We start from the raw sequence: 24523 nt of genomic DNA on the forward strand, positions 1-24523 counted from the left end.
TGCCGTTCTGAACGGATCCTGGTCGCCGCCCCCGGTCACGCGCAGCACCAGCGCCACGCTCTGATCCGAGCGCCGGCGCCTTCGGGGTCGGCCGTCGGGTCTCGCGGCTCTGCGGCATCCGCCACCCATTCCGCGCCGGACGCTTCCGAGCGCCGACGGTTCGGCCATCCGAGGCCACGCGGGATCAACGCGACCGAACGGGGCGTTGCGCCTTCGCACGAGCCTGATGGCAGCGGGAACGGGAGCGGCGATGGCGACGCGGGATGGCAAGGGACTGGCGGTGGTGACGGGCGGCTCCAGCGGCATCGGGCTGGAACTGGCGAAGCTGTTTGCCGCCGACGGCTACGACCTTCTCATCGCTGCCCGCGGCGAACGCGTCGAGGCGGTGGCCCGCCGAATGCGCGAGGCCGGAACGGCGGTTGAGGCCCGTCGAACCGATCTCTCGACGCAGGAGGGCGTCGCGACGCTGCATGCGGCGATCCGGGCCAGCGAACGACCGCTCGAGGCCATCGCCATCAACGCCGGCGTCGGTCTCGGCGGCGCCTTCCTGGAGAACCGCTGGGAGGACGAACTCGACCTCATGCAGCTCAACGTCGTCGGGACCGTGCATCTCGCCAAGCTCGTCGTCCCCGACATGGTCGCCAGGGGACGCGGGCGCATCCTGTTCACCGCCTCGATCTCGGGCACGACGCCCGTGCCGTTCGAGGCCGTCTACGGCGCGTCCAAGTCGTTCGTCCTCTCTTTCGCGGAGGCTCTCCGCAACGAGCTGCGCGACACCGGCGTCACCGTGACGGCACTCCTGCCGGGGCAGACCGAGACCGACTTCTTCCACCACGCGGGCATGGACGACACCTGCATCGGAGCGGGCCCGAAGAGCGACCCGGCCGACGTGGCCAAGGCCGGCTACGAGGCGATGATGGAGGGCCGGGAGAAGGTCGTCGCCGGCGGCCTCGCGACGCGCTTCGAGGCGGCGGTCCTGAACCGGGTCCTGCCGGAATCCATGAAGGCGGAGCGGCACCGGAAGATGTCGGAGCCGGGCGGCGCCGAGTCCTCGCGGAACGCTTGAAAGCCGCCGCTCGATCTCTGATTCCGATGCGGCCTTCGCGGACAATCGGCGTTCGCCTATACTGCTGATCTGCGGACCGCCTACTGGATTGTGCTGGTCGCTCGTCGCGCCGAGCCGCTTCTCCGCTCGTCCCGGAGGCCCGAACGGTCAGCCTGACGCCGATTCGATCCGGCCAAGGCGCCTCGGGGCCGAGCCCTATGGGGTCGCGGCTGCGGCAAGGTGTTCGAGGCAGGGGCAATATTAATCTGCGCAAATAGTATGAATGTCGACGCTTGAAAGATTATATTTAATACTTTGACTTGGCCAGAAACTCTTCATTTCAGCGGCGGTTGGAGCCTTGCCGCTGTCGTCATCTCTCACAGGCCGACGGGCGGCGCCTCGACGGCGCAGGTCGTTCCGACCACACTTGCGCCCTCTCTTCCGCAGAGGATGCGAGCATGCCCGACGCGACTCCGCCGTTCTCGCACGAGTACGTCGAGACCCTGATGGAGATCCTCAACCGGAACGGGCCGGCCTGCTCCGGAGAGGCGCCCGACTTCCTTCTGATGCAATTGGCCGATCTCGAGGCCGAGGCACTCCAGGCAGGGGCCTGCGACCGTGTCCTGACGCTGCTGGGGCGTGCCCGGTCCGCCGGAGGGCTGGCCTGCCTTCGAGCGCTGCGCACGTCGCCGCGCGGGCATTGAGGGCTGCCGCCCGCTGCCGCCGACGCGGGTGACGCCCCCGTTGGCGACGATCCCGTTCGCGCCGGCGATGGCCGGTGCGCGGCCGGTGTTGGCATCGCCGGTTGTCGCGCGACGGGGTTCGTGCAGGATGCGCACGACCAGTCCGGTTCGACGGATGTCCCTGCCGGGGCGCGACGGGATGGATGCGTCCGTTGGGCGGATCTCGTCGGATGCCGCGCCGCTCGACAGGATGGTCGCGCAGGGAGGCCGAGACCATGCTCAGGCACTTCGACCATCTGACCATCGTGGTGCGCGACCTCGATCGCGCCAAGGCGTTCTTCGGCGTCCTGGGCTTCCGCGAGGCCATCTCCGTGGTGATCACCGGAGAGCCGTTCTCAAGCTATATGGGCGTGCCCGACATCGAGGCGGACCACGTGACGCTGGTCCTCGAGGGCGTGACGCCCCGGACCGAGATTCAGCTCCTGCGGTACCGGCACCCGGATCCGCTGCCCGACCCGCATGTCCGCGAGCTCAACAAGCTCGGCATGAACCACATCTGCTTCTCGGTCGATGACGTCGAGGAGGAGGTCGCGAAGCTGAGATCGCACGGCTTCGAGCCCCGCAACCGGATCATGGATTTCCACGCGCGGAAGCTCGTGTTCATCGACGGGCCGGAGGGCGTCACCGTGGAACTCGCCCAGTGGCACGAACAGCCGGAACCGGTCGGCTGACACCGAGGACTCGACACCCGACGGCGCGGTCCGGACTCGGCTCGGTGATCTTCGGGCCGGGCGCATCGGCGCCTGTCGCACCGCGCCGATCAGCCTGAATTGGACATGCCGTCGATCGTGCGGGGGCTTGGACACCGACGCCCGCCCGGGTAGGCGTCGACGCGGCAGAGAGCGCCGAGGTGACCTGGATGACGTCCGTTGATCAGATCCTGATCGGTCAGGTCGCTCCGCTCGGATCGAGGAACGCGCCGAGCGGCATCGACAAGCGCCCGGTGGCCGGGCGCGTCTTCCTCTCCAGAGACGGCCTGACCGGCGACGCCCAGGGGGACCGGAAATATCACGGCGGCCCCGACAAGGCGCTGCACCATTACGCGTTCGAGCACTATGCATTCTGGATCGGGACGATCGGGGAGCGGGAGGTTCTCACACGACCGGGCGCGTTCGGAGAGAACCTGTCGACCTCCGGCCTGTCCGAGAGCTGCGCGGCCATCGGCGACACGTTCAGGCTTGGCCGGTCTGTCATCCAGGTCAGTCAGGGTCGCCAGCCCTGCTGGAAGCTGGACGTCCGCTTCGATGTCCGGGGCATGGCCGTGCAGGTGCAGCAGACCGGTCTGACGGGATGGTACTACAGGGTGATCGAGGAAGGTTTCATCGAGGAGGGCGATGAACTTCTGCTCGAAGAACGGTTATCGCCTGACTGGACGATCGCGCGGATCTGGCGAATTCTCTACGTGGATACGATGAATCGGGACGAGCTCGCTGCCATGGCGGCGCTCGACCATCTGCCGGAGAGCTGGCGCGGCTACGCGGCAAAGCGCCTCCGGACCCATCGCGTCGAGGATTGGTCGCGCCGCCTGAACGGCGACCTGGCAGACGGGATCGGCGAAGATCCGGCACGGGTGGGTACGGCGCTCGGGGTTCGAGGGCAGGGCGGCGCCTCCTGACCGTCGCGATCACACGCCCCGCTCCATCAATTCGTCTGCTGGGACCCTGGACGGAGCTGTGCTCGACCCCCGACCGACCCCATATTTCCCGCCAGGAGCGGAGAGCGTGTCGTGTTCACAGTGAAGGGTGTCGATCCCTCCGGCAGGGTCGTGGTGTTCGCCTGCGGGACGGACGAGCAGGCGATGGAGAAGACTTGGGAGCTGCAGCGGCGCGGCTTCCGGGATGTCGTCGTCGTCGATCCTTCGGGCCGGGTACAGGCAGCCGCAGCCTTCGAGCGATCTCTCGACATCGATTGGGATTGACGCGGGGCCGACCGTGGAACGCCTGGGCGGCCCATCGCGACGACGGGATCGGCGTGAGTTCTCCGGCAGGCCGCCGGATCTCGCGCGCATGCGGCTGTCGACGGAGGCCGATGCGCGCGAACGACGTGTCGAAGCGGGCGTTTTCGCTCGCCTGGGACCGCCTGAGGCAGCGCACGTGTCAGCCTGCCGATTCATCCACAGCAGAGGCGATACGCCGCTCAGCCTCAACCCGCTCTGGCGCGTTGGTGCCGCGCCGGGATGCGGATGCGTCTGGCCGGCGATCGGCAACAGGTGCGTGAAGGTTCGTTGATGCGTGAGAACGGAGCCTACGGTCCCGAGGAGCGTGCGGCAGTGCTCGAGCGGCAGCGCACCCTGAAGATGTCGAAGTCCGCTCACGCCTACGTCCGCGGCAACACCCTGAAGTTCTACGAGTGGCTCGACGGTCTCGCGCGCGGCACCCTGCCTGAAGGGCCGGAGATCTGGATCTGTGGCGATTGCCACCTCGGCAACCTGGGCCCGCTCGCCGACGCCGATGGCCGCGTCGACATTCAGGTCCGGGATCTCGACCAGACGGTCGTCGGCAACCCGACGCACGACCTCGTCCGCCTCGGCCTGTCGCTCGCCAGCGCCGCGCGCGGCTCCGACCTGCCCGGCGTGGTCACGGCCCGGATGCTGGAGGAGATGATCCGCGGCTACGCGATGGGCCTCGGCGAACCGCAGGCGGACCGGGCGCCGCCCGAGCCGGATGTCGTGCGCACCGTGCGCCGCCGCGCGCTCGGCCGCCACTGGAAGCACCTCGCCCGCGAGCGCCTGAAGGATGTCGAGCCCTCCATCCCGCTCGGCCGTCGGTTCTGGGCCCTCGACCCCGAGGAGCGCTCCGCCCTGGGCGCGCTGTTCGAGCAGGAGGCGGTCCGCGGCCTCGTGCTGGCCCTGGACCAGCGCGAGCGCAAGGCGGATGTCCGCCTGATCGACGCGGCCTACTGGATGAAGGGCTGCAGCTCGCTCGGCTTTCTGCGTTTCGCGGCGCTCGTGCGGATCGAGGAGGCCGGAGGCAAGCGGCGCCTCGCGCTCATGGACCTGAAGGAAGCGGTCGCGCCCGCCGCGCCGGTCGCCCCCGGCGCGGAGATGCCCGCGGACCCAGCCGACCGCGTGGTGACCGGGGCGCGGGCGCTCTCGCCGAACCTCGGCGAGCGCATGCTGCCAGTCCGCCTTCTCGGCAAGCCCGTCGTCATGCGCGAATTGCTGCCGCAGGACCTGAAGCTCGACGTCGACCAGTTCAGCCAGGTCGAGGCGGTGCAGGCGGCCCATTACCTCGCCTACGTGGTCGGCAAGGCGCACGGGCGGCAGATGGACGAGGCGGTCCGCTCGGCCTGGCGGGCCGAGGTCGTGCGGGATGCCCGAGGGTCCGAGGGGGCGCCGTCCTGGCTGTGGTCGAGCGTCGTCGAACTCGCCGGCCGGCACGAGGTCGGCTACCTTCAGCATTGCCGCCTGTATGCCAGCCGGGAGGCGGCCTGAGCGGGCCCCGGACCGGGCTGGAGGAGACGGCGGGGCGACGCCGGCTCCTGGGTCGGCGCACCAACGTTCTGCCGCGACCGGCTCGCCGCTCGCTGGCAGGCCGAAGCGAGGGCGGGAGCGCCGATGTACGCAGAGGGCGGATGGAAGCCATCCTGGGAGCCGCCGCGGAAGCCGCGCCTCACGAAGCGTGAGGAGCGGGTGCTGATCGGGATCATCGTCGCGAACCTGCTGCTTCTGCTGGTCGCGCCGGTGGGCGGCGCGACCATCATCCACGCCGTCCTGGCAGCCCTTCGATCGTGAGGCGGGATTGCGCTCACGTCACGGTCTTCCGCCGGCGGGCTCGTCAGGGCGCGAAGCGGGTGAAGACGAAGTCGTGACCCTTCACCCGGGCCTCGTGGCAGGCGAAGCAGGTCTCGTGCTGCGCCGCGTCGACCGGCCTGCCGTCGATGAAGCGGCCGAAGCCCCAGCCGCCCGTCGCCGCGTAGCGCTTGGCGTCCTTCACCATCACCTGCACGGTCGTCGCCCGCCCCGGCACGGTCGCCGGCTCGAACTCCGGCGAGGGGACGTGCTTCCAGGCAAGCTTCACCAGCACCGTGCCGTCCGGGAACGGCAGGGTGCCGTTCGCGTAGGCTTTGACCGCCACGTCGTTGCCGACGACCGCGCGCAGCTCGTTGAGCGGCTCCCCTTCGAGGGCGGGGGCGATGAGCTGCCAGGCCCGGTAGCCGTCCGGGACCGTGACCCCGAAGATCGGCGAGGCGGGTTTGGCATCCCCCGGTTCGGGGGAGGGCGCCGCGACGGCGAGCCCCGCTGCGGCGAGCGCGGCCAGGGCGGCAAGGGTGAGGGAGGCCCGGATCGGGCGCGGATCAGAAGCCATCGACGTTCATCACCGCCCGCGCGAACGCCTGCGGTGCCTCCTGCGGAAGGTTGTGCCCGATGCCGCCCGTGATCAGGCGGTGCTCGTAGCGGCCGGTGAACTTTTTCGCATAGGCTGCGGGTTCCGGGTGCGGCGCCCCGTTGGCGTCGCCCTCGAGCGTGATCGTCGGCACGGCGATGCTCGGGAAGGCCGCGAGCCTGCGCTCGAGATCATCGTACTTCGTCTCGCCCTCGGCGAGGCCGAGCCGCCAGCGGTAATTGTGGATCGAGATCGCGACGTGGTCCGGGTTCTCGAAGGCCGGCGCCGAGCGGGCGAAGGTGACGTCATCGATCCGCCACTTCGGAGAGGCGAGCTCCCAGATCAGCCGGACGAAATCGCGTGTGTTGCGCGCGTAGCCCTCGCGGCCCCGCTCGGTGGCGAAGTAGAACTGGTACCACCATTGCAGCTCGGCCCTGGGCGGCAGCGGCATGGCGTTCGCCTGCTGGCTGCCGATCAGGTAGCCGCTGACCGAGACGAGGCCCTTGCAGCGCTCCGGCCAGATCGCGGCGAGGATGCAGGCGGTGCGCGCGCCCCAGTCGTAGCCGGCCACGAGCGCCGTCTCGATCCTGAGCGCATCGAGGAAGTTCAGCGCATCGACCGCGAGCGCCGCCTGCTGCCCGTTGCGCGGGGTCGCGTCCGAGAGGAAGCGCGTCTCGCCGTAGCCGCGCAGGTAGGGGATCAGCACGCGGTAGCCGGCGGCGGCGAGCGCCGGGGCGACGTCGAGGTAGCTGTGGATGTCGTAGGGCCATCCGTGCAGGAGCAGCACCGGCCGTCCGGTCGCGGGGCCCATGTCCACGTAGGCGACGGTCAGGTCTCCCGCCGCCACCTGCTTCAGCGGGTGAAAGCCCGTCTGCGCACCCGCGGCCAGGGTCGGCAGCGTGCCGGGTGAGGCGGCAGGCTCGGCCCGGGCCGAGCCGGCGCGGACGAAGGGTGCTGCCGCCAGGAAGGCGCCAGCGGTCGTGATCCAGCGGCGGCGCGCCCTGTCGATCGTCTCCGGCATGTCTCGGTCCTCCGCGATGATGATGCGCGATTGCTGATGCTCGATGGGTCTCGGTGCGGGAGCCCGTCCTGAGGCTCCGGCGGCGTCGGGGGCGGCGACGCGGAACGTCGCCCAGCGCCGCTCACAGCGGCAGCAGACCGCCGGCCTGCTCCTGGACGAGGTACTCCGCGTACCAGTCCGGCCAGTCCGGGTCGGGCGCGCCGACGCGCGCCTCGTGCTCGCCGTGCGCCGAGGCGGCTCGGCGAAGGGCGGCGGCCAGCGCCATCGGCGAGGCGAAGGTGGCGGCGTCGGGCTCGACCCGGCCGGGCAGCCGCGTCGTGACCTCCTGAAGCAGCCAGCTGTTGCCGTCCGGATCCTCGAAGGTGGCGAAGGAAGCGTAGCTGCGGCGCGCCGGGTCGACGCCCGGCTCGGCCGCCTCGCCGACCGTCCGATGGTACACCTCGCCCACCGCGACGCCGCGCGCGACGAGATCGGCGTGCGCCGCCTCGATGTCGGACACGATCAGGTAGAGCCCGGCCGCCGAGCCAGGAGCGGCGGAGGTGAGCCCCTTGCCGAGATGGATCGAGGCGGCCGAGCCGGGGGGTGTGAACTGCACGACGCGGAACGCGTCGCCGACGACGAAGTCGGCGTCGAGCCGCCAGCCGAGCCGGCCGTAGAAGTGCTTGGCCCGATCGACGTCCGAGACGGGGATGACGACGACCTCGAGCTTCATGTCGAGCGTCGTTGAAAGGTTCGGCATGGGACTCTCCTGTGCCGGCCGATCCCCTGCGGGACCGGCGCCGTGACCATGCGGAGGACGATGCCAGCAACGCGGGCCGCCCGCTTGGAGGCGGTCCCGATTTGACCTTCAGGAATCCTGGATTTTTCCCTGAGAGGCCGTGTGCTACTCTGCCGCCGGTCGGGGGCTTTCAGCTACCTTGTTGTACGTCTTCAGCAATTTCGTCCTCGATACCGGCCGGCGCGAGCTGCGCGACGGCGCCGATCTCGTGCGCGTCGAGCCCCAGGTCTTCGATCTCCTCGAATACCTCATCCACCACCGGGACCGCGTCGTGACGCGGGACGACCTGTTCGGCTCGATCTGGAAGGGGCGGATCGTGTCCGACGCGACCCTGAGCAGCCGCATCTCGGCGGCCCGCTCGGCCATCGGCGATACCGGCACCGAGCAGCGCCTGATCCGGACCCTGCCGCGAAAAGGCCTGCGCTTCGTCGGGACGATCCGCGAGGCGCCCGGGGCGCCGGGCGCCTCGTCTGCGGCGTCGGATACGGGTGCTGCGGGCGAGGCCCGGAAGATCGCGGCGATCCTTGCCACCGACATCGCCGGCTATTCCCGGCTGGCGGGCAGCGAGGAGGACCGTACGCTCGCGCGGCTCCGCACGCTGCGCAGCGATCTCATCGACCCGGTGATCTCCGTCCACCGGGGACGGATCGTCAAGCGCACCGGCGACGGTGCGCTCGTCGAGTTCCGCAGCACCGTCGACGCGGTGCGCTGCGCCCTGGAGGTGCAGACGGGGATGCTGGAACGGAATGTCGGCGTGCCGGAGGACCGGCGGATCGAGCTCCGCATGGGTATCCATGTGGGCGACGTGGTCGAGGAGACCGACGGGGACCTGATGGGCGATGCCGTGAACGTCGCGGCGCGCCTGGAGGGGATGTGCGCGCCCGGCGGCCTCGTCCTGTCGGAGGACGCCTACCGGCAGGTGCGCGACAGGATCGCCGAGGCGTTCGTCGACCTCGGCGAGCAGGCGCTCAAGAACATCGCGCGGCCGCTGCGCGTCTTCGGCCACGCCTCGCTGTCGCCGGAGGCCGGCGCCAAGCCGGGGGCGCACGCCTCGCCGCTCGCGGTCCCGGCGCGCCCCTCGATCGCGGTGCTGCCGTTCCAGAACATGAGCAGCGACCCCGAGCAGGACTATTTCGCGGACGGCATCGTCGAGGACATCACGACCCGCCTCTCCCGCATCAAGTGGCTGTTCGTGATCGCGCGCAACTCGGCCTTCACCTACAAGGGGCGGGCCGTCGACATCCGGCAGGTGGGGCGCGAGCTCGGCGTCCGCTACGTCGTCGAGGGCAGCGTGCGCAAGGCGGGGACGCGCATGCGCATCACCGGGCAGCTCATCCAGGCCGAGACCGGGCAGCATATCTGGGCGAACCACTTCGACGGCGAGCTCGCGGACATCTTCGAGCTGCAGGACCAGGTGACGTCGAGCCTCGTGGCGGCCGTCGAGCCGTCCCTGCGCCAAGCCGAGATCGAGCGGGCGCTCGGCAAGCCGACCGGGCACCTCGACGCCTACGACCACTACCTGCGGGCGCTGCCGCACTTCTACACGCTGACGCAGGACGGCATGGACCGCGCCATCGCCCTGCTCGAACAGGCGATCGCGGTCGATCCGGCCTTCGCGCTCGCCAAGGCGTTCGTGGCGCGCTGCTACGCGTGGCGCAACCCGCAGGGCTGGGCTGCGGCGCCGGATCTGGAGACGGCGACGGCCGTCCGCCTCGGCCGCGAAGCTCTCGCGGAGGGCGGCAACGATCCGTCGGTCCTGTGGATGGTCGGCTTCGTGACGTGGCAACTGCGGGTCGATTTCGACGGTGCCCTCGACCTCTACGAGCGCTCGCTCGCCATCAACCCGAACTGCGCGTCGGCGCTCACGGCCCGCGGCTGGGCGCTCGCCTGGGCCGGGCGGTCCGACGAGGCCATCCCCTCGCTCCTTCAGGCGCTGCGGCTGAGCCCGCTCGATCCCGAGGCGTTCTTCGCGATGTCCGCCCTCGGCTGCGCCTACATGATCGCAGGCCGCTTCGAGGAGGGGCTGAAGTGGACGACCCGCGCCCTGCGGGAGCGGCCGGGCTTCGCGCCCTCGCTCCGCTTCCACGCGATCTGCCTCGCCCGGCTCGGCCGCTCGCGCGAAGCGCGGGAGACGATCGACCATCTCCTGGACCTGGAGCCCGGCCTCGGCCTCGGCCTCCTCGAACGGCGCGCCCCCATCTTCCATGCCAAGCCGATGGCCTTCTATCTCGACGGCCTTCGCGAGGCGGGCATGCCGGATTGAGTCCCGCACAGTCCGAGGGCTCGAGGCACCGCCAGATCGTCGGAGCGTGAATGCCCGCCGCCCGCGTCGCTGCGAACGGCGCGGCGCCGTCTGGCGACGCGCTCCCGGATGCGGCCGGCACCGGTGCGGGCGCCGTTCAGATCCGCCGGGCGAGGATCGCGGCGAGCCTCCGGGATGCTCGCGCTTCCCCCTGAGTTCGAATTGAACCTCCGGCGTTAAAGCCGCCATCCCAGCGGGCCTCATACGCTCGTCAGCTTGAGCGCCTCGGACAGGACTTGGGCTTGGCCTCTCACACCGAGTTTCGACCGGATGGAGGCGCAGGCATTCACGACGCTCCTGTAACTCATGGACAAAGTGTCCGCTATGAAGCCGTAGCTCTTTCCTTCGCCTAGGAGGATCAAAATCTGGAATTCCCTCGCGCTCAGATCCGCTGTCTTCGCGCGATTGGAAAACGTGATGTGTTGTGTGATCGCGAGCGCGAGTGCGTGCGGGAGATAGGAGCGACCACGGCGCACGGCCTCGAACGCCTCGCGGATCTCATGGACCGGCGAGTCCTTGAGGACGTAGCCGCTGGCGCCGGCCTGCAGCACGCGCGAAGCGATGACCGGATCGTGGTGCATGCTGAAGGCGAGGATGCAGGCCTCCGGCTCGAGCGTGCGCATGCGGCGGATCAGGGACACGCCGGCGAGCCCGCTGCCGCGGAAGGCGAGATCGACCACCGAGACCCGTGGCCGGATGCGGTGGAACAGGCGGTAGCCCGCAACGGGATCCTCGGCCTCGAAGATCACCTCGACGCCGGCATCCTCGACGACGCGACGGAAACCCTGGCGGACGATCGGATGGTCGTCGACGATGAGCACGCCGGTCATCGGGACCGGTCCTGCGCGCCGTAGCGCTCGACGAGCCGCGCCAGCGTCGCGTCCCGGCCGAGCCCTGCGCGGCGCACGGTGACGTAGTGCTGGCACATCTCGCCGTAGAGCTGCCGCCGGCCACCCGCCGCCGCCACCCCTGTCAGGCCCGCGATGAGGGCCGCCGGATCTTCGCGCTCTCCGATCTCGGCGAGCATCGCCTCGAGCTGCGCCGTGCGGTTGGCGATCATGCGCTGATCTTCCACGAAATGCGGCTTGGCCTCGCCGAGGGCTCGCCGCAGGTTCGCGATCGCGCCCGCGTCGGGCTTCGTGCCGTCCGAGGCGCGTTGCACGAGCCAGAGCGCGGGCTCGGTCCGGTCCGTGGGAGCGAGCCACACCGTCTCCGTCAGGCCGCTGCCCTTGTCCTGGGTGGCGACGACCGCTTCCGGCTCGCGCTCGGCCTCCTCCCCGTTGCCGCAGCCGACGAGGAGCGCGGCGAGGCCGAGGAGGACGAAAGTCGGTGCCGCATTCCGCTTCAACGGGCCGCCTCCGCGCGGACGGGTGCAGGGACGGCGACGACCGCGCGGGGACCCTCCGGCACTCGGCGCCGTTCGATCTCGCGGTGCTCGTCGAGATCGATCACCGAGACGTCGTTCGAGAACCAGTTCGCCACGTAGGCGCGATGGCCCGCGACCGCGACGCCCTCCGGGTAGCGGCCGACCGGGATCCGTCCGCGCAGGGCGAGCGAGCGGTCGAGAACCGAGACGCTGCCGGCCTCCTGGTTCGTGACGAGGATCTCGCCGCCGTCGCGGCTCGTGGCTATGCCGTAGGGACTGCGGCCGGCCGGCACCGTGGCGAGCACGGTGAGGAGACGCGTGTCGATCACCGTGAGGTCGTTGCTGCGCACGTTGCCGACGTAGAGCCGGTCCCCATCGGGCGACAGCGCCAGGGCGAAGGGCGCGCGGCCCACGGGCAGGCGGGCGCGCAGTTCCAGCGTGACCCCGTCCAGGATCGCCAGGGAATCGCCTCCGCGCTCGGCCGCGAAGACGCGGCCCGCCACGTCGGTCACAAGCCCCGCGGGCTCGCGCCCGATCTCGGCCACGGCCTCCACCGCGCCGCTCTGCGCATCGATGCGGCTGAGCGTGCCGGCTTGCCAGTCGCCGACGAACAGGCGGGTCCCATCCGCCGAGACGGCGATCCCGAACGGTTGCCCGCGGAACTGCAGCCGCCGCGCGATCCGGCCGTCCGGCCCGACCGCGGTGATCGCGGCGGCGTCCGGATGGGTGAGATAGAGCGTTCCGTCGGCGGCGGCCGCGAGGCCGGCCGGGCCGGCGCCGAGGAGCACCGGGCCGGTCCCCGGATCGGCATCGATGCGGGTCACGGCACCGGCCTCCTGGCTCGCGACGAAGATCGCGTCCTCGCCGCGACCGGCCGCGGGCGCGAGGCAGAGCAGGAGAGCGAGGAGGGCCCCCGACCGGGCACGCGCCGGCTTCACGGGGCCGCCTTCCCCTCGACCTTTGCCTTGAGCCCCTTCAGGCCGTCCGCGAAGTAGCGGTTCATGGCCCGGCGGCCGGCCTCGTCGCTCAGCTCCTCCGGCGGCTCGTTCCCGGTGTCTCCGCGGTAGAACCGACCGATCCACGAGACCTTCGCGCCCGCGCCGTCCGGCACCACCGTCACGGTGGCGGAGTAGGAGGAGACCGGCAACGCCTTCAGGTCCGGCTCGCCCATCCGGTAGGAGTAGGTCATGGCCTCGGCCTTCCACTCGTCGAGCCCCTCATCGAGGGTGCCGCCGTTCCTGAGGGTGACCTTCCGCGTCGCGCCTTCCCGGTTGCCGCCACTGCCCTCGCTCCCCGCGACGTCGGGGTGCCAGGTGCCGATACCCGAGAAGTCGCCGAGAACCTTCCAGACGGCGGCGGGGCTCGCCGCGACGGTGACCGTCTGCTCGACCTTCTGCGGCGTCGGGCCGTGCGCGAGCGCAGCGGTGGCGGCCAGGGCGAGGGGCAACATCGTGAGGAAGCGCCGCATCCGGGATCAGGCCTTTCGGGAAACGAGGGTGAAGGGCCCGCCGCGGGAGCGCAGCCCTCCGGCGGCATAGGCCGCGAGCACGAGGAGGAGCGCGCCCGCGCCGAGGATCGGCCGCAGGTCGAGGCGGCCGGGGACGGGGCGGGGTGTCGCGGCGGCGGCGACCGGCGCCGCGAGGGAATCCGCTCCGTCGAGATGCGCGTAGGCGAGGCCCGTGCGGGCGGCGAGGTCGCGCAGGTGCGCCTCCCGCACGGAGGAGAGATGCTCGGTCCCGCGCGCCGCGGCGCTCCCGAAGGGCGCGTTGCGGGGGTTGTAGCCCTCGCGCGCCTCGGCGTCGGCGGGTGGCGGCCCGAAGCGGTTCTCCTGCTGCACGTCGGTCTCGCTAAAGAAGCCGGTCTCGCGACCGCGATCGTTGAACTTCGGGATCGGCGAGAGCGCGTAGCCGCCCGCCCCCACGATGAGGCCGCGCACGGCGCCGACGCGCCCGTCGAAGGGAGGTGTGCCCGAGGGCGGGAGCGGCGGCGCCTCCTGCCCGTCCGTGACGAAGAGGAGGTCGGCGTCGAGGTCGCCGGCCATCGCGACGGAGCGGTAGAGACCGGCCGCGACGCGGCTGTCCGCCTCCCAGGCCATGCGCCAGTCGAGGGCGGAGATCGCCCCGTCGAGGGGCGCGAAATCGGCGCAGACCTCGACCGGCTCGAACAGGAGGAAGGGGCGACGCTCGGTGAAGAGGCCGAGCGCCACCTGCGAGCCGCAGGGCAGGCCGGAGACGAGCCGGAGGAGCGCGGCCTTCGCCGCCTCGAGCCGGCTCTCCGGCCGCCCGGCCGCCGCGTAGTCCCGCACGTTCATGCTGCCCGTGATGTCGACGACCGCGAGGAGCCGCACGCCGTCACGGGTCAGCGGAAGGGGCGGCACCGCGAAGGTGGCGAGCACGAGGGCGAGCGCCAGCGCCAGCGCCTGGAAGCGGCGCCCGGCGAGATTCCGGCGCCAGGGCAGGCCGTGCCTCACGGCGCACCCCGCGGCTGGCCGGGGATGTCGGTCCAGATCTTCTTCGGCTCCGCCTTCAGCTCGTCCCCGATCTCGCGGTCGAACTCGGGGAAGTCGCGGATCAGGCGCGAGGCCACGTCGAGGTTGAACTTCGCGTCCCAGAATCCGGGGCGGAGCTGCAGCGCGCGCCGGTAATCCTGGCGGGCGAGATTGATCAGGGGCCCGGCCGGGTCGAGCTCACCGCGCTCGATATGCGCGAAGGCGCGGCGCAGACGGGCGTTCGCCAGCCCGTAGCGGGCGCGGGCGACGAGGCCCGGCTCGCCCTCGTCGGCGAGCGCGTCGATCAGGCCCTCGGCCTCCTCGATCGCGCCGCGCCGGGCCAGTTGAAGGATGCGGGCGAGAAGCAGGGGCTTGGGCGCATCCGCCGATACGGGCAGGTCGTGCCCGCTCTCGATCGCCGCGATCCGGGCATTCGCCCGCTCGATCCGCCAGACGCCGAGCCCGGCCGCGACCGCGCCGGCCCCGAGCACGACCGGCAGGGCGAGGAGGAGCGGCGAGCGGGCTCGCGCCCAGGCCGCGCCGAGCGCGCGCGCGGGATCGCGGCTCATGCGGCGATCCTCCGCTCGGCAGCGGGCGCAGCCGCCGGGGCCTGAGGGCGTCTCAGGTCCGCTTCCGCGAGCTTGCCCACGATGAGGATGACGAGGCCGAGGAGGGCGGCGGCGTAGGCGGCACCGGTCAGATCCCGGCGCGGACGGCGCTCGATGTAGGGGATCGGGTCGCGCTCCAGCCCCTCGATCTGGCGGATCGCGGCGGAGACCGCCTCGGGCCCCTCGGGTTCGAAGGCGCGGTAGGGCACGCCGAGGCTGCGGAAGAACAGATCGAGGTGGCGCTCGGGCGCGGCCTGCGGCGTGTCCTCGCCCGCCGGGCGATCGGCGATGCCCGGCGAGCCCTTGGTGCGCAGGAACAGCCAGTAGAGGTTCGGGCGCATCTTGGCGAAGGCGGCGCGCAGGGAATCCTGCACCCGCGGGTCGATCACCGCGGCCCCGTCCGAGACGAGGAGCAGCACCCGCGAGGCATGACCCGTGCCGCTTCCGAACTGCGCGAGCGCCATGGCGAGGCCGCGGCCGACATTCGTGTAGTCGAGGCCCGGCCTGTCGATGGCGCGGATCGCGGCACGCACCGCGTCGTGCCGGTCGGTCATCGGCAGCACGAGCATCGGCGCCGTCGAGAAGCCCGTCACCGCGAAGAGGTCGTGCGCCCGGCTGCCCACGAACTCGCCGAGAATCCTGCGGGAGGCGGCGGCCTTCGATTCCTCGGCGGAGGGTTGGCGCCCGGCGAACGTCTCGTTCATGCTCCCCGAGCGATCGATCAGCATCGAGATCTCGGCGCCGATCCCGGTGCGCTTCACCTCGGCACCCTCGCGGTAGGGGCCGGCGATCCCGACGACGAGGCCGGCGACGGCGAGGCACCCCGCCGCCCCGAGAAGCGCGGCGAGGCCGCGCGAGAGCGGGTCGGTCGGCACGGCCGCGAGGCTCGGCAGGGGTGTGCGCCGCCGGGGCGCGGCGAGGAGTGGCAGGAGCGCCAGCGGCAGCAGCCAGAGCAGGCCCGGCCGTTCCGCCCCGTAGCGCCCGATCAGGCCGAGGAGCGGGCTCATGCCGCGCGCTCCGCCGCCGCGAGCCGCCGCGCCGTGGCCGCCACCTCCGCGAGGGGGAGCTGCGCCCGGGCGTCCCCGGTCGCGCCGCCGAAGAAGGCGAGCCGCGAGGCCGCGAAGAAGCTGTCGAGCCCGTCCTGCTGCCCCCGGTAGGCTGTATGGCGGGCGAGGAAGGCCGCCAGGTCGTCGGCGAGCAGGCGCTGCCCGGCCGCCGCGTCGAGGCCGCGGTGCAGCGCCGTCAGGCCGGCGCGGTAGGTCTCGTCGGTCTGCGGCCCCCGCGCCAGGACGGCGAGGCGGCGCGCCGGTCCGGCGAAGGCGCGGGAAGGTCGGGCACGGAACGGCCACCAGGCCCGATCGCGGGCGAGAAGCCCGAGCGCCGCGAGCGCCAGAGCCGCGAGGGCGAGGCTCACCGTCCGCATCGGCTCGCTTCGAAGGCGCGGGCCGGAACCGTCCGGCCGCAGATAATCCGCCGGGTCGGCGCGGCGCGGCGGCTGGACCTCGCGCAGCGGCGAGAGGCCGAGGCTCCAGGCCGGCACTTGCACGGTCGCCGTGGTGGAGCCGTGCCGGTCGTCGCTCGCGAGCACGAGGGGGAAGCCCGGCACCTCGAGGCTGCGGGCATCGATGGCCGCGTAGAAGGTCTGGTAGGTCAGGCGCAGGCGTTGGCGCGTTCCCGCCGTCTCGCGCTCGACCGCGCGCAGATCGAGCCAGTAGGCGACCGGGCCCGGGCTCGGCAGCGAGGCGGCCTGCAGGACGAATCCCGGATCCACGTCGATCTCGACGGTCGCCTGCACGAGGTCGCCGAGGAAGTAGCCGAAGGGCCGGGGCGTGCGCACCTCGACAGCCCGGACCTGGGCGGCGGCCGGCGCTGCGATGAGGCAGGCGATCAGGCAGAGGGTGCGGCGCACGGCGCTTCAGGCTCCGAGCAGGTGCCGGCTCAGCGCATCCGGATCGAACCGGTCGGCGAGACGGAAGGGCTCGCGCCCGTTGCGGCGGGCGAGACGGGCGAGCCGTGCCATGCGCTCGCCTTCCTGCACCAGCCAGCGGCCGCGCAGGGACGGGCGCATCAGGACGAGCCGCGTGCCGGCACCTTCGAGGTCCTCCAGCTCCAGCAGGCCCCATTCGGGCAGATCCCCGGTCTCGCGGCTGTCGGCGACGATCACGGGCACGACGTCGTGGAAGCTCAGCGCGGCGAAGACCTGCTCCATGAGCGGCTCGGGCCAGCGGAAATCCGAGATCAGGAAGACGAGCTTCGGCTGGCCGGCGATGCGGGCGGCCGCCGCGAGGAGCCCCGCGGCGCTGCGTCCGGCGGGGCGCGCCCCGGCGATGCGCGCCGCGGCGGCGGCGGCGCTCGCCCGGCGCCGCGTCGCGATCAGGGACAGCTCCTCGCGGATGAAGGCGTCGCAGGCGATCAGCCCGAAAGAATCGCCGATGCGGGTGGTGGAGGCGGCGAGCCCCTGGCAGAGGGCACCGACGAGCGTCATCCGGTCGGCGGCGCCGCGGAAGCGCATCGAGGCCGAGAGGTCGACGAGCGCCCACACCTCCACCGCCATCCGCGCCTCGAACCGGCGCACGTGCACGCCGTCGAACGGGTCGCGCAGGGTGGCGCGCAGGTCGATGCGACGCGCGTCCGGCAGGCGCAGGAACGAGACCTGATCCTTGAAGGTGCCGAGCCCGCCGGTGTCGCGGGCCCGGTGCGCGCCGGCCCGGGGCCCCCGGGCGCGCCAGCGGGGCAGGTAGATGATGTCCGCGCTCATGCGTGCTGCCTCACGGCGCCGGCACCGTCTCGAACACCGCCCGGCACAGCGCCGGCACGATCTCGGAGCGGCGCAGCTCGTGCACCGGCTCCAGGAAGACGCGGTGGGCCATGACCTCCGGGAAGACCGCGCGGACGTCCTCGGGCACGAGCCAGTCGCGGCCCTCGAGCCAGGCGCGCACGCGCGCGGCGCGCACCAGCGCCGCGACGCCGCGGGGCGAGGCGCCGCCCTGCACGAGACCGGCGAGGTCGTCGATGCCGGGCAACCGGATGCCGGCGGCGTGGGGCCGCAGCAGCGCTTCCCAGAGGGCGACGACGTAGGTCTCGATCGCCGCGCTCGCCCTTACGCCGTGCTGGATCGCGGAGGCGATGCCGGCGAGCGCCGACGGGTCGAGGAGGTTCGGCTCCACCTCGGCGATCAGCGCGTCGGTATCGTGGAAGCGGGGGTCGAAGACGAGGGCGCGCCGGGCCTCCGCATCGCGCGGCGCCTCGATCGGGATCTCCATCAGGAAGCGGTCCCGGGCGGCGGCCGGCAGCTCGAAGGTCTCCTCGCGCTCGACCCGGTTGCGGTCGGCGAAGACTTGGAGATGCGGGAACCGGTACTCGCGGTTGAAGGCGGCGAGGCTCCGCTCGGCCATGAGGCGCAGCAGCAGGGCGTGGACCTGCGGCCTCGCCCGATTGATCTCGTTGAAGAAGAAGATCGCGAGGTCCTCGGAGGCGCGCAGCACCGGCCCCGGTTCGACCCGCGGGCGGCCGTCCTCGGCGAGGTAGGTGTGGTAGACGAGATCGGTCGGCATCAGGTCGACGGTGCCCTCGATCCGCTCGTAGGCGCCGCCCATCGCGCGGGCGACCGCGCGCAGCAGCGTCGTCTTGCCGACGCCGACGTCGCCTTCGAGCAGCACGTGGCCGCGGGCGAAGATCGCGATGGTGACGAGGCGGATGGCGCGGTCCTGGCCGAGGACCGCACCGGCCACCGCCCGCTCGAAGCGGGCGGCCGCCGCGCGCCAGTCCGTCAGTATCGCGTCGCCGCTGCGGATGTCGTTCATGCCGGAAAAGCCTCGGGTCGCGTGCCCCCTCCCGTCCCGGGAGGGGGCGGCTCGGGCGGCGCGGTCAGTTCGCCGAGATCTTGCTGACGTCGTACTCGAACTTGCCGGTCTTCCTGGCGTTCTCGACGCGCTTCCTGTTGCGCTCCTCCATGCCCTTGATCGACTCGGCCTGCTTGTTGAGCTCCTTCGGGTCGTGCTTCGGGTCGTATTTCGAGCCGGCGATCTTCTCGGGGAAGCCGGGCTTGGGCTCCCAGCAATTGCCCGGCGCCTTGCACTTGGTGCCGTCGTAGGCGAGGGCCGGCAGGGCGACGAGTGCGCCCGCGCCGAGAATTGCCGCGTAAACGAATGTCCGCATGATGTTTCCTCCGGTCTTGCGGCGCTCCCGCGCCGTTCTGGCGCCGGCCTGAATGGTCAGGCGCGGCGCGAACTTCCCCACGGTCAGTTGTCCAGCGGCTTGCACTGGCCCTTTACCTCCTTGGGAAAGGTCTCTCCGTCCTTGTAGGGCTTGTAGGTCTTCTTCTGTTCGTCGTTCAGCCACACGGCGTCGCGGACCGGGCCGGTGTAGAGGTGCCGGATCCAGGTGACGACTTGCAGGATCTCGTCGGGATTGAGGTTCTCGTTGTGCGGGCCCATCATCCCGTTGGCGCCGCCGAAGATCGTGGCGAACAGGCCCGTGTCCTCGGTGTTGGCCGGGTAGGTCCAGTAATTGTCGTTGAGGCCGGGCCCGAGCTTGCCCTCGGCGAGATGCCCGTGACAGCCCGAGCACGACGTCGCGTACAGGCTCTCGCCGTTGCGCAGGCAGGACTTGTCGTCGATGTAGGGGTTCTTCCCCGTCTGGAGGAAGGTCTTCACGGCCTCCGTCTCGCGCCCGCCCTCCTTGCCCTGGCCGATGTCGAGCGTCTCGCCGGTCACCGTGTTGCGGAAGACGATGCCGGTCTGCGGGCCGGCGCTCGGCTGGGCGAGGGCCGCGAGTCCGCCCGTGGCGATGGCGAGGCCGAGGATGGCGGCGGCGCCCCGTCGCGTGTTCATCATGCTCATGGAACTCTGCTGGACCTTGGCTGATCGTGGCGGCGTGCGTCAGTTCGAGGGCGGCAGCGCGGGCACGCCCTCCTCCTTCAGGATGGCGTCGATCTGCGGCTTGGCCTTCGCGAGCGCCGCGTTGAGCTGATCGCGCAGGGCCTCGTCGCCCCGCCGCACGCCCATCGCCTGGTCGAAGCTCTGCGGCACGCGCTGGCCGTCGCTGCGCACCGTGTCGTCGGGCACCGGCGTCATCCGCAGCGGCGTCCGGGAATCACGCACGTAGCGGGCGACGTCGGGAGCGAAGGCGACGCCGACATCGGCCTTGCCCGTGGCCACCTCGCTCACCATCCGGGCCGGGTCGATCTGTGTGTACTGGTTGCGCGGCGCGCGGAAGTTCACCAGCGAGTAGAGGTAGGCCATGTCCTCCTCGTAGCGGCCGATGTCCTTGAGCATCGCCTCGCCGGGGGTGCCGAAGCCGACCACCATGTGCCCGACGTCCTTGAGGCGCGGATCCGCCCAGGACTTCACGTCGATGCCGTCGGCCTTGGTCAGGAAGACGTAGCCGGACCGGTAGTAGGGCTTCGTGGTCAGGACCCGCGGATCGTCGCCGTCGAGGCCGACGACCACGTCGCAGGTCTTCTTGTCGAGCCCGTCGCGCACGAGGTAGATCGCGGGCTTGCCCGACCAGACGAAGACCGGCTTGCGCCCCATCGCCTCGACGACGGCGGTGGCGATGCGGCTCTCCAGCCCCGAGCCGTCCTTGATCGAGAGCGGTGGCTGCTCGGCGGCGCAGATGCGCAGGGTGCCCGGATCGGGGGCCGGGGCGGCGCCTTCCTTCGCCTGCTGCTCCTTGGCCCGCGGTTCCTGGGCGGCGACGGGCCCGCCGAGACCGAGGGTGAGGAGGAGGGCGGCCGGTGCGGCCGCGCGGTATCGTCTCGTGACGCGCGCCATGGAACTTCGTTTCCTCTGAGATTCGTCGTCGCGCGGCGGCCGGGGCATGGCGTGCCCGCTTGGCGGCATCGTCCCGCGCGTGGAGGGGCGGACGCTCCGCCGGCATGGCCGGCGAAGCGCTCCGTCTCGGCCCAGGGGCCTTACTTCGTGGCGTGCTGCTCGTACTCGCCGACGTTCGGGTCGTCGTAGGGGCCCTTGCCGTCGAGGGAGAACACCATCACGCCGCCGCCCATCTGGGTGTAGTTGGCGAGCTTCTTGAAGGCGCCCACCGCGCCGAGGCCGGCGGTCGGGTCGGCGAGGTCGAACACCAGGCCCACGCCCGGCCAGCCGCCGACGCCGTAATAGATGGCGACGTACTGCGTGCCCTTGTGGCTGTAGGTGATCGGGTAGCCGATCGCGCCGGACGGCAGCTTGTGCTTCCAGAGCAGATCGCCGTTGTCGGAGTCGCGGGCCTTGATGAAGCCGTCGAGCGTCCCGTACAGCACGACGTTGCCGGCTGTCGCCGTCGTCCCGCCCCACACGGCGAAGCGCTCCATCTTCTCCCAGTTGAACTTGCCGGTGATCGCGTTGTAGCTCTTGATCTGGCCAAGTCCCTCGTAGTTCTGCCGGTCACCCTTCGGGCCCGGATACATGTTCAGCGTGGCGCCCACGAAGAACTGGCCCGCCCGGTAGGGCAGCATGAAGGGCTCCCAATCCATGCAGATGTGGTTGATGCCCATGAAGAAGGCCTGACGCTTCGGGTCGTACGAATCGTGGCCCTGGTTGTGGTAGCCCATCGCCGAGGGGCAGATGTCCTTGGCGAGATGGTCCATGCGGGTGCCGTACTCGGGGTCGCGGACCGGCTGGCCGCTATTCAGGTCCACCGACTTGAAGACGTTGACCGTGTCGTCGATCTTGTTGGCCGAGACCAGCGAGCCGTCCGTGCGGTCGAGCGTGTAGACGATGCCGTTGCGGTCCGGGTGGGTGAGGAGCTTCCTCATCTTCCCGTCCTTGTCCTTCTGCTCGGACAGCATCATCACGTTGACGCCGGCATAGTCCCACTCGTCGTGGGGCGTCTTCTGGTAGCCGAACTTGGCCTCGCCGGTGTCGGCGTCGCGGCCGAAGATCGTCATGGTCCACTTGTTGTCGCCCGGCCGCATGGTCTCGTTCCAGGGCGCCGGGTTGCCGGTGCCGAAGTAGATCATGTTCGTGCCCGGGTCGTAGGCGTACCAGCCCCAGTTGGTGCCGCCGCCGATCTTCCAGGCGTCGCCCTCCCAGGTGGAGGTGCCGAGGCCCTTCTGGCCGTAATGGGCGTTCTTGATGTTGAAGTCGGAGGCGAGCAGCAGGTCGGCGTCCGGGCCCGTCGCGTAGGCGCGCCACTTCTGCTCGCCGGTCTTGACGTCGTAGGCGGTGAGATAGCCGCGCACGCCGAGTTCCGCGCCGGACGAGCCGATGATCACCTTGTCCTTCACGACATAGGGGGCGATCGTCAGCGTCGAGCCGACCTTGATGTCCGAGTTCTCGACCTTCCACACGGTCTCGCCGGTCTGCGCGTTGAGCGCGGCGACGTTGCCGTCGAGCTGCGTCTTCAGGATCAGCGGCGGCGTCTTGCCGTCGCCGGGCCAGTAGGCGAGGCCGCGGTTGACGAGGTCGCAGCAGGCGACCGCGCGGGCCGCCGGGTTCTGCTTCGGCTTGTCCTGCCAGAGGATCCTGCCGGGATCGTTCAGGTCGAGGGCGAAGGTGTTGTTCGGAAACGAGGTGTGGACGAACATCTTGCCGTCCACGATCAGCGGGGCGCCCTCGTGGCCGTTGAGCAGCCCGGTCGAGAAGCTCCAGGCCGGCTTTAGGGACTTCACGTTGTCCTTGTTGATCTGCGTCAGCTCGCTGTAATTGTTGGAGTCGTAGTTCTTCCCGGGCATCACCCAGTTGTCTTCGCTCTTCGCCATGTCGACGAGCTTGTCGTTGGCGGCGGCGCTGCCCGCCATCCCGATCGGTCCCAGCGCCATCACGGCGAGCACCGAGACCGAACCCAGAAGCCTGCTCATTCTCGCGTCTCCTAGCCTTGCCATTCCGTCTCTCGGCCTCGCGGCCTCGCGGAACATTAAGCGTTGGAAGTCTGAAGTAGCTTCGGAGCACTCTCCGAGTGAAACAGCGATTCTAAGAGTGAAGCCTTCGTTCTTATCTTATAAACCGCTTATTACTACCTCAGTTCCCAGTCACTTCTACGGCCAATTCATGCGCGATGTCTTCATGGCATCTGTCATTCGATGTGCAGGCAAATTCGGCAATTTTGCACCGCTACTTTGGTAGGCGAAATCGTCGTGCGGGCTCAGCCGCATCCCGGCCTCCGGCACCGAGCCCCTGGATGAGCCGGTCGGAGGCGCGCCTCGACCGCGCCCCGCCCCGCGGAAGACGGCCCCCCTGCCATGCGCGGGTCAGGGCTGACCGTGGGACGGGCCGCCCTTCACGGTCGCGGCCTCGCGGAGCGCGGCGAGCAGGCTGCCCTCGAACAGCAGGGCGGACCCGTAGTGGAACTCGACGTCGAAGGGGCGGCGCGAGTTCATCGACAGGGAGGCGCTCTGCAGCGCGATCAGGCGTCCCGACGCGTCGAAGAGGCCGGAGCCCGAGCCGCCGTAGCCGTTGTTGCAATCGTGGCGGACCCGGCGGATCGCGTCCTCCCCGGGCGGGTCGACCTGATGGATCAGGCAGGCTTCGAGGCTGCTCGCGCCGCGGAAGTTCTCGTGCCCGGCGGGGGAGACCATGATCACGGGCAGGCTCGCCGGCCCGACGGGCAGGTCGGGCACCAGCGGGATCGGTTGCGGCGCCGCGCCCTCGACCGGCTCGGCGAGGCGCAGGAGTGCCCAATCGTCGGTGATGTGCAGGCTGCGCGCGTCGGGCGCGGTGCCGAGCCGCAGCGAGCCGGCCACGAAGTCGTAATTGCGGCCGCCGATCTGGAAGTAGCACTCCGCCACCTGTCGCGTGACGTCGAGCTGCCGATTGCGGAAATTGTGCGCGTTCAGCACGACGAGGTCGGGCGCACCGACGAGCCACGCGGCCGCGGCCTTCTGGGGCACGCCGTCCGGCCGCCGGCAGTAGAGGATTCCGGCACCCGGAAAGCGGACATGGTCGCTGCCCGCCATCTCGCGCCGGGAATCCTGCGGGTAGAGCGCTGCCTCGCGGGTTCGCTCTGCCGCTCCGACCGGTGCGGCGACGAGCGCCATCAGGACCGATGCGGCGCACGTCCGTCCGCCCGCGCTCCGTCGCCCACTCCGCATCGGCCAGCCCCCGAGCGCCGCCCCGCTTCCGGCGAGCCGGTCGTGGAGGGTGAGTTGTGGAGACGGTGATGGCGCGGTCAAGTATCGTCTTCGCGGCTGCTCAAATATCCGACGCGATTGCCAAGTATTCCCGAACCAGGATGACCGGGCGCCTCCGAAGCCGTGCGCGCAAGTGCAGCGCCCCGCCCGACTCTCGGGCCCAGGGTTCGGTCGAATCCGCCGGAAGGTCGGTCTCGAAGCTTGATGTGCCGGCCTCAGGCTCGATCTGGTTGACCGGATCGATCGGGGCGGATGCCGTCGCCTCCGCCGTCGCGGTCTCACGGAGGCCGTGCCGGATCGGACACGACGAAACGCCTCCGCGCCGGCACGCTCGCCGCGGCCTCCACACCGGTGAGCGGCGTTCAGCCGGTCGCTCAGGGGCTCCCGGTGCTGGCCCGCGCCGACCAGAAGCAGTGCCCGCGTGAGCCCTTCGGAGCCAGACAGACGAAGCTGTCGGCCTCGTCCTCGATCGTCACCGCGTCGTCCACCGCCCACGCACGGCACTCGCCGGCACGAAGCAGCCTGCCGAGGCGATCCTCGTAGGCGCCCTCATCCTCCGACATTCTGAGCGCCGTCAGACGCTCGGCGTTCGCCATGGATTTGCAGCCGAACGTCTCTCGCTCGATCTGCGCGGCGGGCGCCGAGGTGACCGCGGACCAGACCAGGACAGGAAGGCAGAGCAACACCCTGTTCACGCCGACGTACTCCCTCCGAAGCAGATGGTACCGGCGCGGAGATCCGCGCCGGTACCGATGTTCGCCTCGAATCCTGCCGCCGATC

Annotated in this window: 27 protein-coding genes; 8 read left to right on the top strand and 19 right to left on the bottom strand. The window is 70.9% G+C overall.

Annotated elements, in window-relative coordinates:
* Nucleotides 1-250: 250 nt before the first annotated feature.
* The 7 genes from MOX02_RS25100 to MOX02_RS31550 all read left to right on the top strand — a co-directional run bounded on the left by MOX02_RS25100 (nucleotide 251) and on the right by MOX02_RS31550 (nucleotide 5521).
* Entirely contained in the window at nucleotides 251-1066 is an 816-nt protein-coding gene (locus tag MOX02_RS25100) for an SDR family NAD(P)-dependent oxidoreductase (RefSeq protein ID WP_147028558.1), read from the top strand.
* A gap of 437 nt (nucleotides 1067-1503) precedes the next feature.
* Complete coding sequence (locus tag MOX02_RS25105; RefSeq protein WP_147028559.1) at nucleotides 1504-1749, top strand: hypothetical protein; 246 nt, start codon at nucleotides 1504-1506, stop codon at nucleotides 1747-1749.
* Nucleotides 1750-2003: 254 nt separating this feature from the next.
* Nucleotides 2004-2459 (top strand): VOC family protein, encoded by a 456-nt coding sequence (locus MOX02_RS25110; protein WP_147028560.1) that lies wholly within the window; start codon nucleotides 2004-2006, stop codon nucleotides 2457-2459.
* 188 nt (nucleotides 2460-2647) lie between these two features.
* Nucleotides 2648-3403, top strand: coding sequence for an MOSC domain-containing protein (locus MOX02_RS25115; RefSeq protein WP_147028579.1), 756 nt, complete (start codon nucleotides 2648-2650; stop codon nucleotides 3401-3403).
* A gap of 111 nt (nucleotides 3404-3514) precedes the next feature.
* Nucleotides 3515-3706: a hypothetical protein gene (locus tag MOX02_RS25120; RefSeq protein WP_147028561.1), complete on the top strand. Its 192-nt coding sequence runs from the start codon at nucleotides 3515-3517 to the stop codon at nucleotides 3704-3706.
* A gap of 309 nt (nucleotides 3707-4015) precedes the next feature.
* Nucleotides 4016-5221, top strand: coding sequence for a DUF2252 family protein (locus tag MOX02_RS25125; protein WP_147028562.1), 1206 nt, complete (start codon nucleotides 4016-4018; stop codon nucleotides 5219-5221).
* Nucleotides 5222-5344: 123 nt separating this feature from the next.
* Nucleotides 5345-5521, top strand: coding sequence for a hypothetical protein (locus tag MOX02_RS31550; RefSeq protein ID WP_170267987.1), 177 nt, complete (start codon nucleotides 5345-5347; stop codon nucleotides 5519-5521).
* A 43-nt stretch (nucleotides 5522-5564) separates the two neighbouring features.
* On the opposite strand, the gene MOX02_RS25130 is transcribed toward MOX02_RS31550, so the two are convergent.
* The 3 genes from MOX02_RS25130 to MOX02_RS25140 all read right to left on the bottom strand — a co-directional run bounded on the left by MOX02_RS25130 (nucleotide 5565) and on the right by MOX02_RS25140 (nucleotide 7873).
* On the bottom strand, nucleotides 5565-6095 hold the full coding sequence (locus tag MOX02_RS25130) for a cytochrome P460 family protein (protein ID WP_147028563.1): 531 nt from the start codon (nucleotides 6093-6095) through the stop codon (nucleotides 5565-5567).
* Complete coding sequence (locus MOX02_RS25135) at nucleotides 6085-7134, bottom strand: alpha/beta fold hydrolase (protein WP_147028564.1); 1050 nt, start codon at nucleotides 7132-7134, stop codon at nucleotides 6085-6087. Before MOX02_RS25135 ends, MOX02_RS25130 begins: the two co-directional genes overlap by 11 nt.
* A 121-nt stretch (nucleotides 7135-7255) precedes the next feature.
* Entirely contained in the window at nucleotides 7256-7873 is a 618-nt protein-coding gene (locus tag MOX02_RS25140; RefSeq protein ID WP_238179603.1) for a VOC family protein, read from the bottom strand.
* 178 nt (nucleotides 7874-8051) lie between these two features.
* Between MOX02_RS25140 and MOX02_RS25145 the strand changes: the two genes are divergently transcribed.
* Nucleotides 8052-10175 carry a winged helix-turn-helix domain-containing protein gene (locus tag MOX02_RS25145; protein WP_170267988.1) on the top strand — a complete coding sequence of 708 codons (2124 nt, stop codon included), beginning with the start codon at nucleotides 8052-8054 and terminating at the stop codon, nucleotides 10173-10175.
* Between the two features lie 239 nt (nucleotides 10176-10414).
* Here MOX02_RS25145 and MOX02_RS25150 read toward each other — a convergent pair whose 3' ends face one another.
* The 16 genes from MOX02_RS25150 to MOX02_RS25225 all read right to left on the bottom strand — a co-directional run.
* Nucleotides 10415-11044, bottom strand: a complete 630-nt coding sequence (locus MOX02_RS25150; RefSeq protein WP_147028566.1) for a response regulator transcription factor — start codon at nucleotides 11042-11044, stop codon at nucleotides 10415-10417.
* Entirely contained in the window at nucleotides 11041-11562 is a 522-nt protein-coding gene (locus MOX02_RS25155; RefSeq protein WP_238179601.1) for a hypothetical protein, read from the bottom strand. Before MOX02_RS25155 ends, MOX02_RS25150 begins: the two co-directional genes overlap by 4 nt.
* Nucleotides 11559-12518, bottom strand: a complete 960-nt coding sequence (locus MOX02_RS25160; protein WP_174804968.1) for a YncE family protein — start codon at nucleotides 12516-12518, stop codon at nucleotides 11559-11561. The genes MOX02_RS25155 and MOX02_RS25160 overlap by 4 nt, the downstream gene beginning before the upstream one ends.
* Complete coding sequence (locus MOX02_RS25165; RefSeq protein ID WP_147028567.1) at nucleotides 12515-13048, bottom strand: SRPBCC family protein; 534 nt, start codon at nucleotides 13046-13048, stop codon at nucleotides 12515-12517. Before MOX02_RS25165 ends, MOX02_RS25160 begins: the two co-directional genes overlap by 4 nt.
* 6 nt (nucleotides 13049-13054) lie before the next feature.
* Nucleotides 13055-14050, bottom strand: a complete 996-nt coding sequence (locus MOX02_RS25170) for a VWA domain-containing protein (RefSeq protein WP_147028568.1) — start codon at nucleotides 14048-14050, stop codon at nucleotides 13055-13057.
* The gene (locus tag MOX02_RS25175) at nucleotides 14047-14637 is read right to left on the bottom strand and encodes an MxaK protein (RefSeq protein ID WP_147028569.1); all 591 of its coding nucleotides are present in this window, start codon (nucleotides 14635-14637) and stop codon (nucleotides 14047-14049) included. Before MOX02_RS25175 ends, MOX02_RS25170 begins: the two co-directional genes overlap by 4 nt.
* On the bottom strand, nucleotides 14634-15683 hold the full coding sequence (locus tag MOX02_RS25180) for a vWA domain-containing protein (protein ID WP_147028570.1): 1050 nt from the start codon (nucleotides 15681-15683) through the stop codon (nucleotides 14634-14636). Before MOX02_RS25180 ends, MOX02_RS25175 begins: the two co-directional genes overlap by 4 nt.
* Nucleotides 15680-16585: a nonribosomal peptide synthetase MxaA gene (locus MOX02_RS25185; RefSeq protein ID WP_147028571.1), complete on the bottom strand. Its 906-nt coding sequence runs from the start codon at nucleotides 16583-16585 to the stop codon at nucleotides 15680-15682. Before MOX02_RS25185 ends, MOX02_RS25180 begins: the two co-directional genes overlap by 4 nt.
* Before the next feature lie 6 nt (nucleotides 16586-16591).
* Nucleotides 16592-17434, bottom strand: a complete 843-nt coding sequence (locus MOX02_RS25190) for a DUF58 domain-containing protein (protein WP_147028572.1) — start codon at nucleotides 17432-17434, stop codon at nucleotides 16592-16594.
* Between the two features lie 10 nt (nucleotides 17435-17444).
* The gene (locus tag MOX02_RS25195) at nucleotides 17445-18479 is read right to left on the bottom strand and encodes an AAA family ATPase (protein ID WP_147028573.1); all 1035 of its coding nucleotides are present in this window, start codon (nucleotides 18477-18479) and stop codon (nucleotides 17445-17447) included.
* A gap of 64 nt (nucleotides 18480-18543) precedes the next feature.
* Nucleotides 18544-18834, bottom strand: coding sequence for a methanol dehydrogenase [cytochrome c] subunit (locus MOX02_RS25200; protein WP_147028574.1), 291 nt, complete (start codon nucleotides 18832-18834; stop codon nucleotides 18544-18546).
* Nucleotides 18835-18917: 83 nt separating this feature from the next.
* A complete protein-coding gene (moxG, locus tag MOX02_RS25205; RefSeq protein ID WP_373866784.1) occupies nucleotides 18918-19508 on the bottom strand; it encodes a cytochrome c(L), periplasmic in 591 nt (196 codons plus the stop codon).
* A 48-nt stretch (nucleotides 19509-19556) separates the two neighbouring features.
* Complete coding sequence (gene moxJ, locus MOX02_RS25210) at nucleotides 19557-20450, bottom strand: methanol oxidation system protein MoxJ (protein WP_147028575.1); 894 nt, start codon at nucleotides 20448-20450, stop codon at nucleotides 19557-19559.
* 140 nt (nucleotides 20451-20590) lie between these two features.
* The gene (locus MOX02_RS25215; RefSeq protein ID WP_147028576.1) at nucleotides 20591-22474 is read right to left on the bottom strand and encodes a methanol/ethanol family PQQ-dependent dehydrogenase; all 1884 of its coding nucleotides are present in this window, start codon (nucleotides 22472-22474) and stop codon (nucleotides 20591-20593) included.
* 390 nt (nucleotides 22475-22864) lie between these two features.
* Entirely contained in the window at nucleotides 22865-23650 is a 786-nt protein-coding gene (locus MOX02_RS25220; protein WP_306424520.1) for a trypsin-like peptidase domain-containing protein, read from the bottom strand.
* 467 nt (nucleotides 23651-24117) lie between these two features.
* The coding region (locus tag MOX02_RS25225; RefSeq protein WP_210250405.1) for a hypothetical protein at nucleotides 24118-24523 on the bottom strand (406 nt) is incomplete at its 5' end.

The organism is Methylobacterium oxalidis (genome assembly GCF_007992195.1).
In the GTDB taxonomy this organism is placed as follows: Bacteria; Pseudomonadota; Alphaproteobacteria; order Rhizobiales; family Beijerinckiaceae; genus Methylobacterium; species Methylobacterium oxalidis.

Excerpts from the sequence above, each read along its gene's own strand:
- MOX02_RS25140 (WP_238179603.1), bottom strand. The coding sequence starts at position 7,873 with ATGCCGAACCTTTCAACGACGCTCGACATGAAGCTCGAGGTCGTCGTC.
- moxJ (WP_147028575.1), bottom strand. The coding sequence starts at position 20,450 with ATGGCGCGCGTCACGAGACGATACCGCGCGGCCGCACCGGCCGCCCTC.
- MOX02_RS25165 (WP_147028567.1), bottom strand. The coding sequence starts at position 13,048 with ATGCGGCGCTTCCTCACGATGTTGCCCCTCGCCCTGGCCGCCACCGCT.
- MOX02_RS25115 (WP_147028579.1), top strand. The coding sequence starts at position 2,648 with ATGACGTCCGTTGATCAGATCCTGATCGGTCAGGTCGCTCCGCTCGGA.
- MOX02_RS25195 (WP_147028573.1), bottom strand. The coding sequence starts at position 18,479 with ATGAACGACATCCGCAGCGGCGACGCGATACTGACGGACTGGCGCGCG.
- MOX02_RS25130 (WP_147028563.1), bottom strand. The coding sequence starts at position 6,095 with ATGGCTTCTGATCCGCGCCCGATCCGGGCCTCCCTCACCCTTGCCGCC.
- MOX02_RS25135 (WP_147028564.1), bottom strand. The coding sequence starts at position 7,134 with ATGCCGGAGACGATCGACAGGGCGCGCCGCCGCTGGATCACGACCGCT.
- MOX02_RS25175 (WP_147028569.1), bottom strand. The coding sequence starts at position 14,637 with ATGAGCCGCGATCCCGCGCGCGCGCTCGGCGCGGCCTGGGCGCGAGCC.
- MOX02_RS25190 (WP_147028572.1), bottom strand. The coding sequence starts at position 17,434 with ATGAGCGCGGACATCATCTACCTGCCCCGCTGGCGCGCCCGGGGGCCC.
- moxG (WP_373866784.1), bottom strand. The coding sequence starts at position 19,508 with ATGAACACGCGACGGGGCGCCGCCGCCATCCTCGGCCTCGCCATCGCC.
- MOX02_RS25105 (WP_147028559.1), top strand. The coding sequence starts at position 1,504 with ATGCCCGACGCGACTCCGCCGTTCTCGCACGAGTACGTCGAGACCCTG.
- MOX02_RS25100 (WP_147028558.1), top strand. The coding sequence starts at position 251 with ATGGCGACGCGGGATGGCAAGGGACTGGCGGTGGTGACGGGCGGCTCC.
- MOX02_RS31550 (WP_170267987.1), top strand. The coding sequence starts at position 5,345 with ATGTACGCAGAGGGCGGATGGAAGCCATCCTGGGAGCCGCCGCGGAAG.
- MOX02_RS25215 (WP_147028576.1), bottom strand. The coding sequence starts at position 22,474 with ATGAGCAGGCTTCTGGGTTCGGTCTCGGTGCTCGCCGTGATGGCGCTG.
- MOX02_RS25200 (WP_147028574.1), bottom strand. The coding sequence starts at position 18,834 with ATGCGGACATTCGTTTACGCGGCAATTCTCGGCGCGGGCGCACTCGTC.
- MOX02_RS25150 (WP_147028566.1), bottom strand. The coding sequence starts at position 11,044 with ATGACCGGCGTGCTCATCGTCGACGACCATCCGATCGTCCGCCAGGGT.
- MOX02_RS25110 (WP_147028560.1), top strand. The coding sequence starts at position 2,004 with ATGCTCAGGCACTTCGACCATCTGACCATCGTGGTGCGCGACCTCGAT.
- MOX02_RS25180 (WP_147028570.1), bottom strand. The coding sequence starts at position 15,683 with ATGAGCCCGCTCCTCGGCCTGATCGGGCGCTACGGGGCGGAACGGCCG.
- MOX02_RS25220 (WP_306424520.1), bottom strand. The coding sequence starts at position 23,650 with ATGGCGCTCGTCGCCGCACCGGTCGGAGCGGCAGAGCGAACCCGCGAG.
- MOX02_RS25125 (WP_147028562.1), top strand. The coding sequence starts at position 4,016 with ATGCGTGAGAACGGAGCCTACGGTCCCGAGGAGCGTGCGGCAGTGCTC.